General features: G+C 56.0%; 13 protein-coding genes and 1 pseudogene. 4 read left to right on the forward strand and 10 right to left on the reverse strand.

What is annotated here, in order from left to right:
- Positions 1-232: 232 nt before the first annotated feature.
- Positions 233-1,099, reverse strand: coding sequence for a transglutaminase family protein (locus tag D8780_RS15590; RefSeq protein WP_121646799.1), 867 nt, complete (start codon positions 1,097-1,099; stop codon positions 233-235).
- Between the two features lie 252 nt (positions 1,100-1,351).
- Here D8780_RS15590 and D8780_RS15595 point away from each other — a divergent pair.
- A protein-coding gene (locus D8780_RS15595) for an IS5 family transposase (RefSeq protein WP_425373663.1) occupies positions 1,352-2,118 on the forward strand; the annotation gives its coding sequence in 2 pieces (ribosomal slippage) (positions 1,352-1,670 and positions 1,670-2,118; 768 coding nt in all).
- 6 nt (positions 2,119-2,124) lie between these two features.
- Here the strand turns inward: D8780_RS15595 and D8780_RS15600 are convergent.
- The 6 genes and pseudogenes from D8780_RS15600 to D8780_RS15625 all read right to left on the reverse strand — a co-directional run bounded on the left by D8780_RS15600 (position 2,125) and on the right by D8780_RS15625 (position 7,809).
- The gene (locus D8780_RS15600) at positions 2,125-2,859 is read right to left on the reverse strand and encodes a hypothetical protein (protein ID WP_121646800.1); all 735 of its coding nucleotides are present in this window, start codon (positions 2,857-2,859) and stop codon (positions 2,125-2,127) included.
- Positions 2,846-5,134: an anti-phage 6A-MBL system cap2_3 protein gene (locus D8780_RS15605; RefSeq protein ID WP_121646801.1), complete on the reverse strand. Its 2,289-nt coding sequence runs from the start codon at positions 5,132-5,134 to the stop codon at positions 2,846-2,848. The genes D8780_RS15600 and D8780_RS15605 overlap by 14 nt, the downstream gene beginning before the upstream one ends.
- 3 nt (positions 5,135-5,137) lie before the next feature.
- Positions 5,138-6,079, reverse strand: coding sequence for an anti-phage 6A-MBL system MBL-fold protein (locus D8780_RS15610; RefSeq protein WP_245412438.1), 942 nt, complete (start codon positions 6,077-6,079; stop codon positions 5,138-5,140).
- Positions 6,076-6,273, reverse strand: coding sequence for a hypothetical protein (locus D8780_RS15615; protein WP_121646802.1), 198 nt, complete (start codon positions 6,271-6,273; stop codon positions 6,076-6,078). The genes D8780_RS15610 and D8780_RS15615 overlap by 4 nt, the downstream gene beginning before the upstream one ends.
- A gap of 449 nt (positions 6,274-6,722) precedes the next feature.
- Positions 6,723-6,983, reverse strand: a pseudogene (locus D8780_RS15620) (ATP-binding protein); the annotation flags it as partial.
- A gap of 37 nt (positions 6,984-7,020) precedes the next feature.
- The gene (locus D8780_RS15625; protein WP_245412439.1) at positions 7,021-7,809 is read right to left on the reverse strand and encodes an alpha/beta fold hydrolase; all 789 of its coding nucleotides are present in this window, start codon (positions 7,807-7,809) and stop codon (positions 7,021-7,023) included.
- Between the two features lie 245 nt (positions 7,810-8,054).
- On the opposite strand from D8780_RS15625, the gene D8780_RS15630 reads away from it, so the two are divergent.
- The gene (locus D8780_RS15630) at positions 8,055-8,234 is read left to right on the forward strand and encodes a hypothetical protein (RefSeq protein ID WP_121646804.1); all 180 of its coding nucleotides are present in this window, start codon (positions 8,055-8,057) and stop codon (positions 8,232-8,234) included.
- A gap of 175 nt (positions 8,235-8,409) precedes the next feature.
- Here D8780_RS15630 and D8780_RS15635 read toward each other — a convergent pair whose 3' ends face one another.
- Positions 8,410-10,005 (reverse strand): DUF6538 domain-containing protein, encoded by a 1,596-nt coding sequence (locus D8780_RS15635; protein WP_121646805.1) that lies wholly within the window; start codon positions 10,003-10,005, stop codon positions 8,410-8,412.
- Positions 10,006-10,976: 971 nt separating this feature from the next.
- On the opposite strand from D8780_RS15635, the gene D8780_RS15640 reads away from it, so the two are divergent.
- On the forward strand, positions 10,977-11,375 hold the full coding sequence (locus D8780_RS15640) for a hypothetical protein (RefSeq protein ID WP_210209468.1): 399 nt from the start codon (positions 10,977-10,979) through the stop codon (positions 11,373-11,375).
- Between the two features lie 89 nt (positions 11,376-11,464).
- A complete protein-coding gene (locus tag D8780_RS15645) occupies positions 11,465-12,025 on the forward strand; it encodes a hypothetical protein (protein WP_147440349.1) in 561 nt (186 codons plus the stop codon).
- 3 nt (positions 12,026-12,028) lie between these two features.
- Here the strand turns inward: D8780_RS15645 and D8780_RS15650 are convergent, their stop codons facing one another.
- Entirely contained in the window at positions 12,029-13,171 is a 1,143-nt protein-coding gene (locus D8780_RS15650; RefSeq protein ID WP_147440350.1) for a COG3904 family protein, read from the reverse strand.
- Positions 13,168-14,292, reverse strand: coding sequence for a COG3904 family protein (locus D8780_RS15655; RefSeq protein ID WP_121646809.1), 1,125 nt, complete (start codon positions 14,290-14,292; stop codon positions 13,168-13,170). The genes D8780_RS15650 and D8780_RS15655 overlap by 4 nt, the downstream gene beginning before the upstream one ends.
- Positions 14,293-14,467 lie beyond the last annotated feature (175 nt).

A 14,467-nucleotide genomic window follows, 5' to 3' on the forward strand; every position in this document is an offset into this window, starting at 1 on the left:
CGAGGTCAACTCCGATGTGACATACCGCGAATGTCGCCGAGGGCTGTCACGGTAGGGTACACCATGATGTTATATTGTCGTCGTCAGCTCTGCGCCCGAAACAGTCATTCCCGCTGTTGTTCCGACCGCCTGAAAGCGGTCATTCGTTCAGTATCGCGATACCGGCCATGTTTCGCAGAGCACGAACTAGGCGGTGGTGACAAAGTCCCGGATGAGAACGGCGTTGAGCGAATTATTCCGGCGTGACAGTGACGCAAACATCAAGCGCCTCGAACGCCGCGACATCACCGATGAAGCTGCCCGAAACCGGCATGACTTGGCGTATGTGACGCGCGACGGCGACCGGTATCAGGTTAAAACCACCCACGCTACGATTCGTGGGGTCGAACATGATCCAGCCGGCGCCAGGCAGGTAGACCTCCGCCCAGGCATGCGTTGAGCCCGAGCCGCTAGAGCCGGTCAGGTTGCGATCCGGGTCGTACAGATAGCCGGAGACGATCCGAGCGCCGAAGCCCAGCGCGCGCACCGCATCGACGAACAGCACCGCGAAATCGCGACAAGAGCCTTTGCCGCGTGCCAACGTTTGGACGGGTGACTGCGCGGATTCGTCTTCGCGCTCTTCGTAGACAATCTGCGCGGCGACGCCCTCGCTAATGTCTTTCAGCAGCGATAGCGTATCCGTGCCCTCCCGGGCGACGAAGCCCCACGCCCATTCGCGCAGCTCTCCGGTGGAGTCGAGATAGGCTTGCAAGCGCAGTCCGCCCAGATCGGCCATCTCGTCTTCGCTCAACAGAAAAGGATAGCTCGACGCCGAGGCGGCAATGTCGAAAACTGGCCACTTCTCGACATCGAGCGTCAGTGTGGCGACGCTGTCGATGATGAGCGCGTCGGCGGGTTCACGAAAGGTTGCCGTCGCCACGCTGTTGCCCGTCACGTCATGCGCCCAGCTGACGGCCGCGGCGGGAGAGACCTCCAGTTTATGCTTGTGAAGACGCAGCGTTCGGCTCTCCTTCGGACGCAGTATCAGCCGATGGGGGCCGAACGCCGTCGGCTGCCGGTAGCGGTAGGTCGTGCGGTGACGCACGATGAGGCGGGTCAATGGGTTGACCCGGCAGCAGCGATAGGGCGACGCGAATGGCCCAGGGTCGGGTACGCCGAGTATTCGTAAGCCATGTCAGCCTCCACATACATGCATGGATCGATCATGATCCAAAACGGCGTCTCATTCCAGCCTTGGGTGGTGCATTTGAAGGACGTCGCATTTTTGGAGTCCTACGAGGCTGATTCCCAACGCGATCGAAGCGTGATTCAAGACTGCTTCTTGGGGGAGGTGGTCTTGGTTCGCGGGTTGATGACGGACGAGGAATGGGCGTTCTTTGAGCTCTTCGTGGTGGTGACGGGTGGCAAAAGAGGCCGGCCGCCTTCAGATCATCGTCGGGTGCTGGACGGTATCTTCTGGATCGCACGCACCGGTGCGCCATGGCGTGACCTTCACGACTATTTCGGTCCATGGACGCGTGTCTACCGCCAGTTCCGCCGCTGGACACTCACCGGCGTCTGGGAGCTGATGCTTGAGGCGCTAGCCGAGAGCGGGGCGGTGCCCGACAGCCTGCAGATGGTCGATTCCACCATCGTTCACGCGCACCATCAGGCTGCCGGCGCTAAAGGGAAACTCAAAAGCAGGGTTTTGGTCGCTCAAAAGGTGGCTTCACGACCAAAATACACCTTCGCACCAACGCCGGGGGCCTGCCCATAGCCGCGGAGATCACCGGCGGAGAAGTCTCCGACTACAAGGGCTATGACGTCGTAATGAACGCCGCTGCGCCGGCTCCGTGCGTTCTCCTCGCCGACAAGGGCTACGACAGCGACCATATCCGTGAATCGCTCGAGGCTGCTGGTGCGGTGCCAATAATACCGGCCCGCAGAAACCGCAAAAATCCTGTTCAGATCGACGACTTCGTCTATGCGCTGAGAAACCGTATTGAGCGATGCTTCAACAAGCTACGCTGCTCACGCCGCCTCGCGACCCGCTACGACAAGACCGCCGACAGCTACCTCGGCTTCATCCATCTCGCCTCGCTCCGCCTCTGGTTCCTGCACTTCGTCAACAGTACCTAGGAAGCGTCAGTCTGCTTTATTTTCTGAGTTTATCAATGTCTCCGTGCTGAGGATGAGCTGCCGTGCGTACGTCCTAGATGCATCTAGAACGCTGGCCTTGCTTACGCCGAAAATGAAAAACATGGCGTGGATGAGTGAGAAAATAGCCAGGAAGACGAGCTTTCCATAACTCAAGCTGACAAACCCCGGCTCAAGCCAAACGATGGCGGCAGCCAGCACGAACACAAGTATATTGAGGAGTATGCCAACGAATTTTAGCCCGAGAAGATTACGTCTAAACCCATAGCTGACATTCTCGTGAAATAGGAGCTTGAAGCGCTCCGTATCACGTGTGCTCTCTCTCAGCCAGAAGAAACACTCATCATAGAAATCGCGTGCAGCTTGAGGGTTATTCCTTTCGTCATCTTCTGATAGAGGGGTTTGATTGATTTTCTCGGCGAGGAAGGTGCGGTAGCGGTCACGCATACCCTTCACCAGCGTAGAATTGTTATGGCACAGGTCGGTGTTATAGGGCTTCCCGCCTGTCTCAGCGAAAAGCCGACGCTCTCGCCGTCTGCCCATGCGGCGCGCTAAGTCCGCTGCCGCGAAGAAAAGAACTGCAATCCCGGCCGTAGAGACAACTTCCGAAAGTCCAGGATCAGTCCAATCCGTGGCCAGCAGCGCAAGAGCGACTGCTGGCGCGATCGTCAGTATTGCAGGGAAGAGACGAGCTCGGATGGAATATGCGTCAAGGAATTCCATGCTCTCTCTCTTCAGTTCCCATGATGCAGTGGAAATCGGTCGGCGTGACTATCAGGAGGATGGCGGGGGGAGCCCTTTCGTCCGCCAACTGCCGCGCGGTTTCGCGATCGAGTTTTGAAGGTCCAACGTCCTCGAGATGACTGTGCCATGTGCCGATATCGAGTAGGCCGCCGCCACTGCGCCGATGTCTTTCTCGAATAGCGGCTCTAGCCCCCTCGGTTCCAAGAACGAAATTCGTCGCACTCCGAGTGCTGTCCGGGGGCGCGGGTAGGGTATCGACAACAGTGATCGTCTTCATGCGAGCACTGCAGCTACCGATAAGAATGCCGCCCGTCTCGACAACCGCGTAGCCGGTGGCTTCAGCTCGAATGCGGTCAGCAACTTCAACCGTCAATCCAACTTTCCATTGTGTCTTCGCAACCGGAATTTCGATTAAGGGCGGAACAGCCAAGTGCCGCCAAATAAGATTTGACGTGTCGCGGTCCCGAACACAAATCGCGATGTGACCTCCATCCTCCTGCTCTTCCCATCGATCAATAATTTCCTCTGTCGCGATCGCCGTCATCGATGACAAGCGAGCATCCGACATGGGCATCGTCAAAGATCCACAACCTTGACCGATCTGAACCTGAGCAAGGCCGTGCGCTTCGTCGAACAGCAAGGCACTCTCATGCGGCGTCGCGGCTCCTGTGAGCACGGCCATCAGATCGACGAGGTTTGGGTTTCGTCCCTGCCCTTCGTGCAAAATGAAGCACCCCTCGCCACGTCCGAAAAGCGCGACTTCGGAAACCCGCGGGGGCAAGGACTCGACCGACGTGAGGCTGAGCGCTTCACGAACGAGGAGGGATGCTGTGGAATTAATCACCACCTCGGCATGTCGCGGTGCAACCTCCTTCCAAATGTTCTCGTCCGCGAGGCCGACAAGAACATCGCCGCGATAGACTAAAGGCGACTGACCAAGTTGTCGGAGGTTCTCGGCTACCACATCAGCCTTCGGCTGAGGGAGCGGTCCTGCAACGGGTCCATATCGAGCCATGTTGTGCGGTACAAGGTTGCTCTTGTCGGTCACAGCCGAGACCGGAATTCCGGCTCTCGCGAGGTGCAGCGCGATCTTCGATCCCACACTGCCGCAACCGATCAAGGCGGTCGCAGCCCGCTCACGCTCATTGGCCACTTGCCTCAGAAGAGCGGGCGACGTCTTTTCCAAGCATCGTATCGGCGCTGAATGAAGGCCATTTTCGCCGTCGAACAGGGTCGAGCGCCCAATTTTGGGGCGGACTTCGATGGCATACGGCAGGAGTTCGATGGGCGTCCGCCGATCCATCAAATCAAATGGCCGACGGGCGCAAAAGACGATGCCGATTGGGATGGGATAGTCGCAGCTCTGGTCCGCCAACATTCGCTCGAGACCGTCCACGAACGATCGAAACTGGCTTCGAAAGCCCAATTGGTCCGCTCGAGCTATTAAATCGGCGATGGAAGTGATTGTTTCCGGGAGGAACTCGGAAGCCACGAGGGGCCGACCGTCAGGCTGTCGGCCGCTCCAGAAAATGCCGACGACTGTTTTACCGTACGACCGTTCAGGAGACGGCGACCACAACTGAACAGGTCGCTTCTTCGTCGCCGCAAAAAGCGCCGTCGGCTCATTCTCGACATCAAAGAAAACTTCTGCGTCAGGGCCGAGAACGGCATCCTGCCGACCAAAGCGATGGAACCCAGCCTTCAAGGCGGTCCACCCGGCGTCCTTACTAACACGTTGCCGGATAAAATCCGTCTCCGCGATAAGGGCGCCGCTAGCCTGGTAGCGAATGGTTGGCTCCCACCCTTGAGCCTCATCCATCAAGGTGCCTTCGGCGGCACGAGCGAGCCAAACGGCTAGCTGATCAAATAGATAGACGATCCCCAACTCGAGCATGCCGAACTGGTTGAAGTATTCTCCGGCAGCCCCGTCGACGAGACAGGGTACAGGCTCTTCGTCTGAAGATCCAGGATACAGGTGCGGAAGATTCCTAGGGAAGTCTCGCCGGAAGCGGAACGTTGGTTCTTGCCAAGGATAGGCGTTCGTCAGAACGACCCAAACCCGCTCGACTTTGAACACCCCATTCGAACTGACGCCACGCGCCCGTTCGATAAGCGTCATCTCGACATCGACGTCGACGTACAAACGTGCGCTCAGATCATCGATGTCTTCAATACCCGCAGCAAGACACTGAGGGTGACCGGTTACGACACGCTGGAAATGGTCAGCGTGCCGCTGCAGGTCCGCCGCAGACATTTCTCACCCATGTCCGCGTGCAGTCGTTGAAACCGCGCTAACCCCGGCCGCTGACGCGCCGATCGTGGCCGCGAGCTTCAAGGTGCGCTGCGGACCCCGATGGCTGATCTTGAACTCCACAGGTCTGTCTTCCTTATCGCGAACCTCTTCCGTGCATAAAAAGCGATCCGTATCCTCGCCAACCATGGAAAGGTATTCGCGTTTGGCCCGCTCATGCGGCGGGTTCGCATCGTCTTTTTTGATGGGTTTGCAACTCGCGACGATGACGGAGCCCTCTCGGCCCTGCCCAAGCGCGTCTCGGGCCTCCGGGCAAACCTTGACTGCCTCACCGAGCTGAGACCAGTGGTCGAAGCTCAACGTCCGCCATGAACAATGATGCGGCGTTTCCACGATGTCGTACTGGAGCCAATCGGTCGTGCCATCTTCCGAATTGCGTTCCCAAAGTCGCTTCCAGATCGCAACGCCAGCATCGCCTCCTGACAGGAAAAGACACTTTCCTTTGTAGCCGTCGGCTGAGATTGAAAAACGCGTGATGACGGAAGAGTTGTTCTTCTCAATCTCGTCGAGGAGGGGATCGTCCTCGTCCTCGAAGAAAATCGGGGCAAGCAGCCGTCCCTGTAGCTCGCCGGACTGCACGCGGTTGACCTTCGTGATGAGCTCTTTGCATTCGATCAGGATATCGCCCAGATCGTCCGTTTTTCCGTCCTTATCTTTGCCGAGGATGAGGATGCGATCTCCATTCTCCGTCGCCAGTCCATCCTCACGAAACCGCCGAACCCTCCGACGAGCCTCAGAAGCCCACGCCTTGGCTTCCTCGCAAAGCTTATGCTGCGCGCTGGCCCGACGAAACACGATCGGTGACGACCACATTTCACGGATGAGAATGAGGTTTTTGTCCCCGACAGGAAAATCGTCGGGAGAGCCGAGATGAAAGTGCGTGTTCAAGCCGGTGACGTGGTCGGCACAGGGTGAGAGACAAGAAACGCGTCGACATATAGCCTGCCCTTCTCATCACGGGGTAGGCGGTCCTTTAGACTCTTCGCGACGTCGTAAGTGCTATCGTCCGGATTGTCGGCTGCCGCCCTGATGTTGATATCGATTAAGACGTTCTGGCCGTTGTCGAGCTGAATCAGCGCCATGTCGCCGTCCCGACGGGGAAAAAGGTGAGGTATGCCATATGATGCCTCCACAGAATAGCATATATATGCCCTATATGATCTCGAAATACAAGATGTGGTATATTCGAGAGTGGAATCTTTGCTTTTCGATCGGCCTTTTCGAAGCCAGCAGCTGACAAAGTTGATGCGCTAACAGAACGGCCACTTACAGCCGCAAACGCTTGAAGGACGCCCGTCAGCTTCAGGTCGGTTTGAGGTACGGCAGCTATTGGCCATACCGTCCAGAAAGCTGCCAGTCCGCAATCGGCCAGAAGCAATCTATTCAATAAGGCCTTCTACCGTTTTCGAATCACGGCTTGAAGCTTGCCTTTGCAATGAACCATGATGTCGATAATGCGGATCGACCTCAACTCCTCCGCATACAGCGCGACAATGTGGATGTGACGCGGGCGGCGATCTGGATGAGACGATCAAGTCACGGCGTCCAAGAGATTATCACTGATATTGTCGCTGACAAGAACGCCCTCGGTCTTTGATTGACGCTCCGCGACAATCTGGGACATGCTTTTGACTGTTGCGAAGGTGGCTGGCCGGCCTCTCTGGCGCTTGGCTTCGAGGGCCGATCTGCGTCGGTAGCTTTCGACATTCATCTCGAAGATCGTCGCGTGTTGGATGAGACGGTCGACGGCAGCCAGCGTGATTGCGGGATCGGAGAAGACGTTGTTCCATTGAAGGCTAGTTTGGCGATCTCAACGGAAGCGACGTGGCTCACTCGCGGGTTTTTCCCGTCGCGTCGAGGATGAGCCGAACCGTTTCTTCCGGCTGATCCCACATGGGAAAATGCCCGCACTTCTCGAACCAGTGCAGTTTGGCGGATGGAAAGGCCTCCATCGCCCGGGCGGCCTGACGCGGCAGACACAGACGATCCTGCCGGCCCCATCCGATGACGACGGGCTGGGAAGTCTCTGCCGCTGGTCCTTCCTGTTCTGGCGCGGTGGCGAGATCGCGCACGAGCGCATCGAAGGTTTTAGTCGCGGCAAAGCTCTTGAGCTCGGTCGCGACGATCTCAGGGTCCAGCTTCCAGGGACGTGCCGACAGCTGCGCCAGTAGCATGCTGCGAGTTGCAGTGGACCGGGAGAGGGTCGGCAGTGCAGGCCCCAGGCCACGCACGAGCCGGATCGACGCGGCGAGTGTGGAGCGGAAATATGTCCTCTCCCAGCCGCGCCAGAAGCCGCCGGGATCGAGGGCGATCGTCGCGCCGACTTTCCCGCGGCGCGCCATCTCGAGCACGATCCTCGCGCCGAGCGAACTGCCGACGATGTCGATGCCTTCGAGGCCCTGTTCGATGATGAAGGACTCGACGCTGTCGACGAGCCCCCTGAACGTGCCGCTATCGGCAGCAGCGGGTGTTTCGCCGTGCCCCGGCAGGTCCAGGGTCACGACTTCGCGCGTCTCGGAGAGCGCAGGAAGGATCGTGGTCCAGGATCGCCACGATCCTCCGAGCCCGTGCACGAGGAGAAGCGGAGGGCCTGCGCCTTGGCGTATGAAATTCAGCATCCGTATCTTCCTCGCTCGTAACAAGTGTACTCTCGGCCGCATCGTGCGTTTGATGGCAACGTGCGGATCAACGCTTTGATCCTCACGCCGGCCGGGTCATTCGGCCCGCGCCCTGCCGACTACGTAGCTCATCGAGCGCTTGGTAGGTGGACTTTTGCCATTCGCAGCTTCGGACCCCTTTTTCTTCGGCGCTGATAGGACAACTTGACACCGCATGCCGATTGGTTGGTCTATGGTCAAAGGCGATGCATGGCGACGCCGTAGCCCACTCGTCGTCGCCGGCAGCGCTGAGACTATCCTTCGGCTGGCCGCGTATCGCTGAAGCGGTGCTGACGATTGCAAATGGACTTGGAATTACATTACCGATCGAGTTCAAGGCGCACGATGATGTCTCGCTACCGGTGGTGATGATCGTCGCGGTTTAAGTTGATCGAGAACGCTTGCAGGGAAACCTGCATGGCCGGAGCGGCGCCGATTCACGATGTTATTCGTAAAGCTGCCAGTCCGCTTTCGGCCAAAAGCACTCTCAGGCGTGGAGTGAAATACAGATTGTCTATTGATATGAGTGGGAGCCGGCGACGAATAGAAATACCGCTGCCCCTATCTACGATGTTCATCGACCTCAAATCTAGGAAGTTTCCGGATGGCCATTGCCTTCGCCTTAAGCGTCACGTCCCCATACTGATCAGCGACCGTGCGGGCGGCATGCCCCTGGATAGCGTTATAAATTCTCGCTTCGATTTCTGCATCGATGCACCGCGTTGTGAAGAGGTGCCGCCAACCATGGTTCGGCTGAACGTTAGGGTCGGGGACAACGTCTCGAACAAACTCACGCATCCTGTTCAACAGTCCCGAAAGAGGTCCGGCCACGTCACCGTTCTTCCCCGGTACAACGAATAGCGGCCCCGGCTGTGCCGCCTCGACAAAAAGATGGAAACCAAGGTCGATGAGTTGCGGGTGCAGTACGATGTCTCTGGCTTGATTGGTCTTCACCGTTCCAGCGTCAGGCGTGATGCGTAGGACCCAAAAACCGTTCTCGAAACGAATGTCTTGGCGGCGTAGCTGACCAATCTCGCCAACTCTCGCGCCGCTGAACGCACATAGCCACGGTATCCAGTGCTTTGCCGCTGCGGTCGACGGAAGCTCTCGTGGGATTGGCTCATAGTTCAGAGCAGCTGATAAGATCGCATTTGCCTCGTCGTCGGTGAAGCCTTTTGGCCTGAGCTGAGGCTTCTTTCCTACTCGTATGGTAACCCCCTCGGCGGGATTCTCTGCCAGCTTCCGGTTTATCTTCGCCCAGCCAAAAATGGTTTTCAGAGCGGAGAGGTCGCTGTCTTTTACGGTTTTCGCACTGGGTATTTTACCTGTCCGCTGAGACGGTGTTGTCAGCCGATGATCTTTGAAAGCGACAACGTCGTCTGGGGTGACACGTGTCGCATCGTCATGCCCCAGAAAGGCAACGAACCCTTTCACAGTATGGTGATAGCTTTCATGCGTGCTAGGTTTGCGGCCGGCCGCCTTCGCCTCCTGCCACCATGATTCGAACAGACCTGTGACCGACAAAGGCTTAATAGCGGTGTCCGCGAAACGAGGCTGTTCAGCTGGAGAAACGTGAGCTGCCTTGGTCGTGGCTACATCGCCTGGATCGATTATGCCTTCGGCCAACTGATCAAGCTTCAAGCTTGCCCTTTGAAAGGCCGCCGCGATGGCTCTCGACAATTTGAAATAGCTGAGATCATCAACCCGAAGTCCAAAATGCGCGAGGCAATTGTCAGTCTGGATATGGCAGAACCGACGCATAAAGTCTCTTATGATGTCATCTGCGACAACTGTCTTGCCATCTGTACGCAAATCTTTGGTCCACAGATCAGCATAGAGATGCGTACGCCACGTCAATTGCATGCGCGGATCGTCAGCATGACCATTCAGCCAATTGTCGTGAGAAAGCTTGGCGTATTCATGCGCCTCGCGCTCTGTCAGCGAACGGTAACCGGCTCGGAGGTTGGACCATCGGACCTCCACCTGCGCCGATACCTTTGCATATTCGACGCGAGCTTCAGCGGCGTCCTTCGTACCCAAAGTGACCAGTTCTTCGCGTTTACCAACCAGTTCACGCAGATCTTTCGGTACGGCTCGCCGGTACCAGAAAACACCGGTCTTCGGATGGGGCCAAGGTTGAGCCATTTTCAACGCCATTTGTATCACCCGCTTGTATCACTCGGGCTACCACAAATCAATGAATTGGCTTATGTTTCTGACGCTCCAAACGAATTCGGAGAAATGGTGCCAGGAGAGGACTCGATATCTCGTCCTACGCCCTTAACTTCATTGGCTTATAATTTTCACACAACTAGAGAAACCAACAAAAGCACCAACATCTCATGATTGTCAGGTGACCGCGCTCTCTAAGACATGTTTCCGGTCGTGCAGATGTTAGATAAGACCGTATCGCAGTTTTAGAACACCACCAACGAGCTTCGCTTTAGATCGGCAAAAGTTGCCTAGCGCATATGCGTCGGATCAAACTACAGGAGCCGAATAACAAGCAGAACCCCAACTACCCATCCAGACTTCATCTTCCGGAGGTTCGTCAAAGCGTATCGCGAACTATCGCCGACAATCGTCATTTCGAAGAGTGACGATCAGCTCATTCGTTCAATCATCAAGGACGTGATCGCAGGATGGAAAGTACGAAGCCCTTCAACGTGGAATTCCGCTCGACCCGACCGGCCAGCCTGATGTCGAAAGCACTTCAGAATGCTCAGTTCACCTCTTGAGCTTTTTCAATCGGCTTATGAACGAAATGAAGGAGCAGCGCGGATTTCGTCTGTTGCCAGCGCGGGGCAACCGAACTGCTCTATAACAACGATGTGTAAGGAGACTTTGAGCAGCCATTCATAAGACTGCAAAGCGCAGACATTAAAAATCTTCGTCGCATCCTGTCCAAGCCATACGAAGGGTGTGCCCTTGAAATTATATCTCGGAATTGATCGGGATGCCGACGACTGGTCTTTGAACGCAATGGATTGGTTGTAGTCTGATGAAGACTTGGCGAGTGCCGTATTCTACGCAAGGCGCTTGCCAGTTACATGTATGAAACTCCGTACTATAGGGGTCTCTTGTCAATTTCTGATCCAGCGGCCAATCTGAAGTTCTATATGAGGAGGATGCTCATGGCACTCGGTTGCTTCAAGAACATCGTCGCGAGCGCGTGCTTTTGCGCTTCCTTCGCGATGTCGAGTGCTGCAAACGCCGATCCGGCCTACTATGAAGGCATTCCTGCAGAAGCCGTGTCCTGCATTGTCGAAAACCTTGACGTCTACCGCGCGACGGAAAACGCGATTGTTATCATCCGACCTGATATATGCCCGAATACCGATGCTTTGGCCGGCTCGCTCGATGGGCGTATCAATATGCTGCCAGGTAGCAGTTTCTACCACGGATCCGGTCCGTCAGCTCCGTCGAGGACCCTTGCCTACACGAAGCCGCAACTCGAATGCCTTGCCGAGTTGAAAGCAAACCGTCAGATCGATCTTTTGCCGAAAGATCCCTGTAGCATCCGATGAGTCCGGACGATCAAGAAGAGGCCGCGCGCACGCCCCCCAATTACGATGCGTCCGGGTGCCATTCGAGTGGCAGAGAGCATAAAGTCCGATTGCAGAAGGACAATCGGGACCGCCTGATCGAGACACTCACCGGCGTGGCATCCGTAGCAACGTTCCTGACGGTGCTCATCGCCCTCATCGCGTTCCTTCAGGATCTTCGCCAGTCCGAGGCGCAACGTCTCCACGATCAACGCCTAGAGCGGCGCGAGGCTTCACTCGAAGTCGTCAACCGCTTCAGCAGTGGAGAGGTGCTTGCCGCCCGACTGCTAATCCTGCGGGGACTGATGATGGTGGGACCTGACCAACTCCAATCCGTTTCGACGGATAGTGACAGCATGGCCGACCTCGCTCGGGTGATGGCGACAGCGACTGGCGATCCTATCGCTTATGATCAATCGCTATTTGTCATCGCTGACTTTTACGACAGTGCCTATTCATGCGTAGAGGCAGGCATATGCGATGAAGCGACACTGAACGCGCAGATTGGTTCGTACGGAGCGCGTTTTCACTGCTTCTTCAGACCTGTCATCGGTAGGTTGCAGGCGGACTATCGCATTGATGGCTTGGGTAAAGGCGTAGAAATCTGGAGCCAGGAGTACGACGTTTGCTGACGCTCAAATGCACAGGCGCAGAACGGCGCGAGCCACATCCTGTTGACCTGCGATTCGAGGAACCTCGAACACGTCGTAGAACGCAGCTTCATCAGCTCGGGTGAAGTGGTCTTCAGTACGGACATCGAACAGTTCGGCTGCGGCTAGCTTTCGGGCTCCCTCCGGGCTTACCTTTGTCACGACAACAGTCCGTCCGGTCTGAGACATCGAAACAACGTCGTCGATGGTTACGTCGACGGATGCGTCCTGAGTATGAATGGTGAGATATTTGCCCATGCGCTCGTAGCGGCGACCCAAGTCTTCAACGTCCGACCAAGTCCCTGTGGGAAGCAGAACAGTAAGATGATGCTGGCCTTGGCCCGCGCAGTAGAGGCGAAACTGTCGTCCAGTTCGTGACGTCTGCATCTCCGCAATCAGTCCGCGATCTCCGAATGGAACCGCGTTCCATTTTTCGGCTGCATCCTCGGAATTGTCGATGTTCAAATTGATCGCTTCGACATCGGAAATATAACGGAATTCGTCGGGCGGTGCCTCGGCCGCGAGAGGATAGAGGTCAGCGCTAATTCCCATTTCGAGGATATAGTCCACAATCAGCCCTGTGTTGTATTGCTCTCGAGCGGATCGCACCAATTGATCGAGTCCGGAAATTGTGACGGTTTCTGCGTCTAAGGGCTCGTCTGCGAATTGATGAAACCCCAGCGAAGCTTCACTCGAAAGGCTTCTTCGTTCTCCACCCAGAAACGCATAAGCGCACGCGGATAGACAGCGAGCATTGGTCGCCCTTACCTGGTCGCTGCTCAGCTCATCATCTCGGGACTCCCGGAATCCAATCGCGACCGCAATTCCTTCCTGCCTGAACATTCTTCCCAATTCGAGGCCGGCGGCGAGACTGCCGCCAGTAGAGTTTAGATAGAGAACATGTCCAACACCGCTCGATGCGAGAAATTCCTCAAAAACGCGTGGTGTATCTGGGGTGATGATGCCTTCGCCGTAGGACCATTCACAACTGAAGCAATTCCCGCCCGTGCCGCCTGTGGAGAAGCGCATTGCTTCGGATCTTTCATCAGGCAGGGGTTGTGCTAGTGCTGCATGGATCGAGACTGCAGCGAGCAGTATACAAAAGAGCGCTTTAATAGCCGTTGTCATTCGTTTCTGCACACCTCCAGTACTCGGACTGGCAAGCGACTATCGCCAGTTATTTTAGGAAAGCTGTAGAGCATCTGAAAAGGGGTACTGTAAGCGCGCGGCAAGCTCCGAAGACTCACTGGATGGACGCTTTTTGCATTGGCGATTGCAACCGCACCCACTTTGGTAGTGAGCGCCAATATAAAAGGGCCATAATCCGTAGAATTTACGCTCCAATTTCTTACTTTAACCTGCGTGGTGTCAGTCTTTAATATAAATTCTGGACCAACTACATCACGTAAATCTATTATACCCGATAAATTCCCCTCAGGATAAGCCAAAGATATAGCATAATCCCCCAATATACATACTATCGCAAGTTCCCGACCAGTATTCCTAGCGGCTGCGTACGCTGTTAACCCGTCACCACTGGCTATGGCTGTCCACGGACCCGCGACGTCACCCGCAGTCTGAATATCTAGTTCGTTCAGCTCGTCTTCTGTGAGCATTCGAGCGCCAGAGCCCGGTTGGACGCTGACGGCCAACGCGTACAGATTGGCACCCACGTTCATATCGCGAATGTATTCCACGATGCGACCAGTCAGGATTTGTCCCTCGATCTGCTGACGACGCAAGTCGGCAGTATTGAGGACCCGCGTATCGGTATCGCTGATAAGGCTCATATCGATGGCAGGCGTCACGCCGAACAGACTGCCCTCAGGAATTGAGCGAACCTCTCCTCCTAAAAAAGCATAGGCACATGCACCGATGCATTCCCCGCCTTCCACTTCTTCGTACCAGGGTTCAAAGTATACAGCAGACAGACCAATCTCGGTGTGGAAGCCGTTCTGACGGATCAGCCTGCCAAGTGACAGACCAGATTCGATGTCTTCTCCGTTCCCTACCATTCGGATAAGTTGGCTTGGGTTTTCCTCTTCTTGCAGAAACTTCTCGAACGTCGCTGGTGTTTCTGACGTGATCTCTCCCTCTGCAACGATCCAACAGCACGAATTCAGGTTTCCGCCATCACTGACAGACTCAAATCGCATCGGCTCCGCGAAAGACACGACCGTGGACCACATCAGCACGGCAAGTCCAAGACACCAGGTTTTCAAAAGCCACTCCCCTGCAAGATTTACCATTGAGGATAATTCTTCCTACAATTGCAACCGTCTGCGTACTTTCTGAGGTATATCGAGTAGATTCAATTGGTAAAACGGCAGCAGACGTTGGCGTCGATAAAAATAACATTAGGGTGTACCCTACCGTGACAGCCCTCGGCGACATTCGCGGTATGTCACATCGGAGTTGACCTCG

Origin of the sequence: Notoacmeibacter ruber (assembly GCF_003668555.1) — a bacterium.
Taxonomy (GTDB): Bacteria; Pseudomonadota; Alphaproteobacteria; order Rhizobiales; family Rhizobiaceae; genus Notoacmeibacter; species Notoacmeibacter ruber.

Bases quoted from the DNA above. Each gene is read 5' to 3' on its own strand.
- D8780_RS15650 (WP_147440350.1), bottom strand. From the start codon at position 13,171: ATGACAACGGCTATTAAAGCGCTCTTTTGTATACTGCTCGCTGCAGTC.
- D8780_RS15635 (WP_121646805.1), bottom strand. From the start codon at position 10,005: ATGGCGTTGAAAATGGCTCAACCTTGGCCCCATCCGAAGACCGGTGTT.
- D8780_RS15615 (WP_121646802.1), bottom strand. From the start codon at position 6,273: ATGGCGCTGATTCAGCTCGACAACGGCCAGAACGTCTTAATCGATATC.
- D8780_RS15630 (WP_121646804.1), top strand. From the start codon at position 8,055: ATGCATGGCGACGCCGTAGCCCACTCGTCGTCGCCGGCAGCGCTGAGA.
- D8780_RS15640 (WP_210209468.1), top strand. From the start codon at position 10,977: ATGCTCATGGCACTCGGTTGCTTCAAGAACATCGTCGCGAGCGCGTGC.
- D8780_RS15655 (WP_121646809.1), bottom strand. From the start codon at position 14,292: ATGGTAAATCTTGCAGGGGAGTGGCTTTTGAAAACCTGGTGTCTTGGA.
- D8780_RS15600 (WP_121646800.1), bottom strand. From the start codon at position 2,859: ATGGAATTCCTTGACGCATATTCCATCCGAGCTCGTCTCTTCCCTGCA.
- D8780_RS15605 (WP_121646801.1), bottom strand. From the start codon at position 5,134: ATGTCTGCGGCGGACCTGCAGCGGCACGCTGACCATTTCCAGCGTGTC.
- D8780_RS15625 (WP_245412439.1), bottom strand. From the start codon at position 7,809: ATGCTGAATTTCATACGCCAAGGCGCAGGCCCTCCGCTTCTCCTCGTG.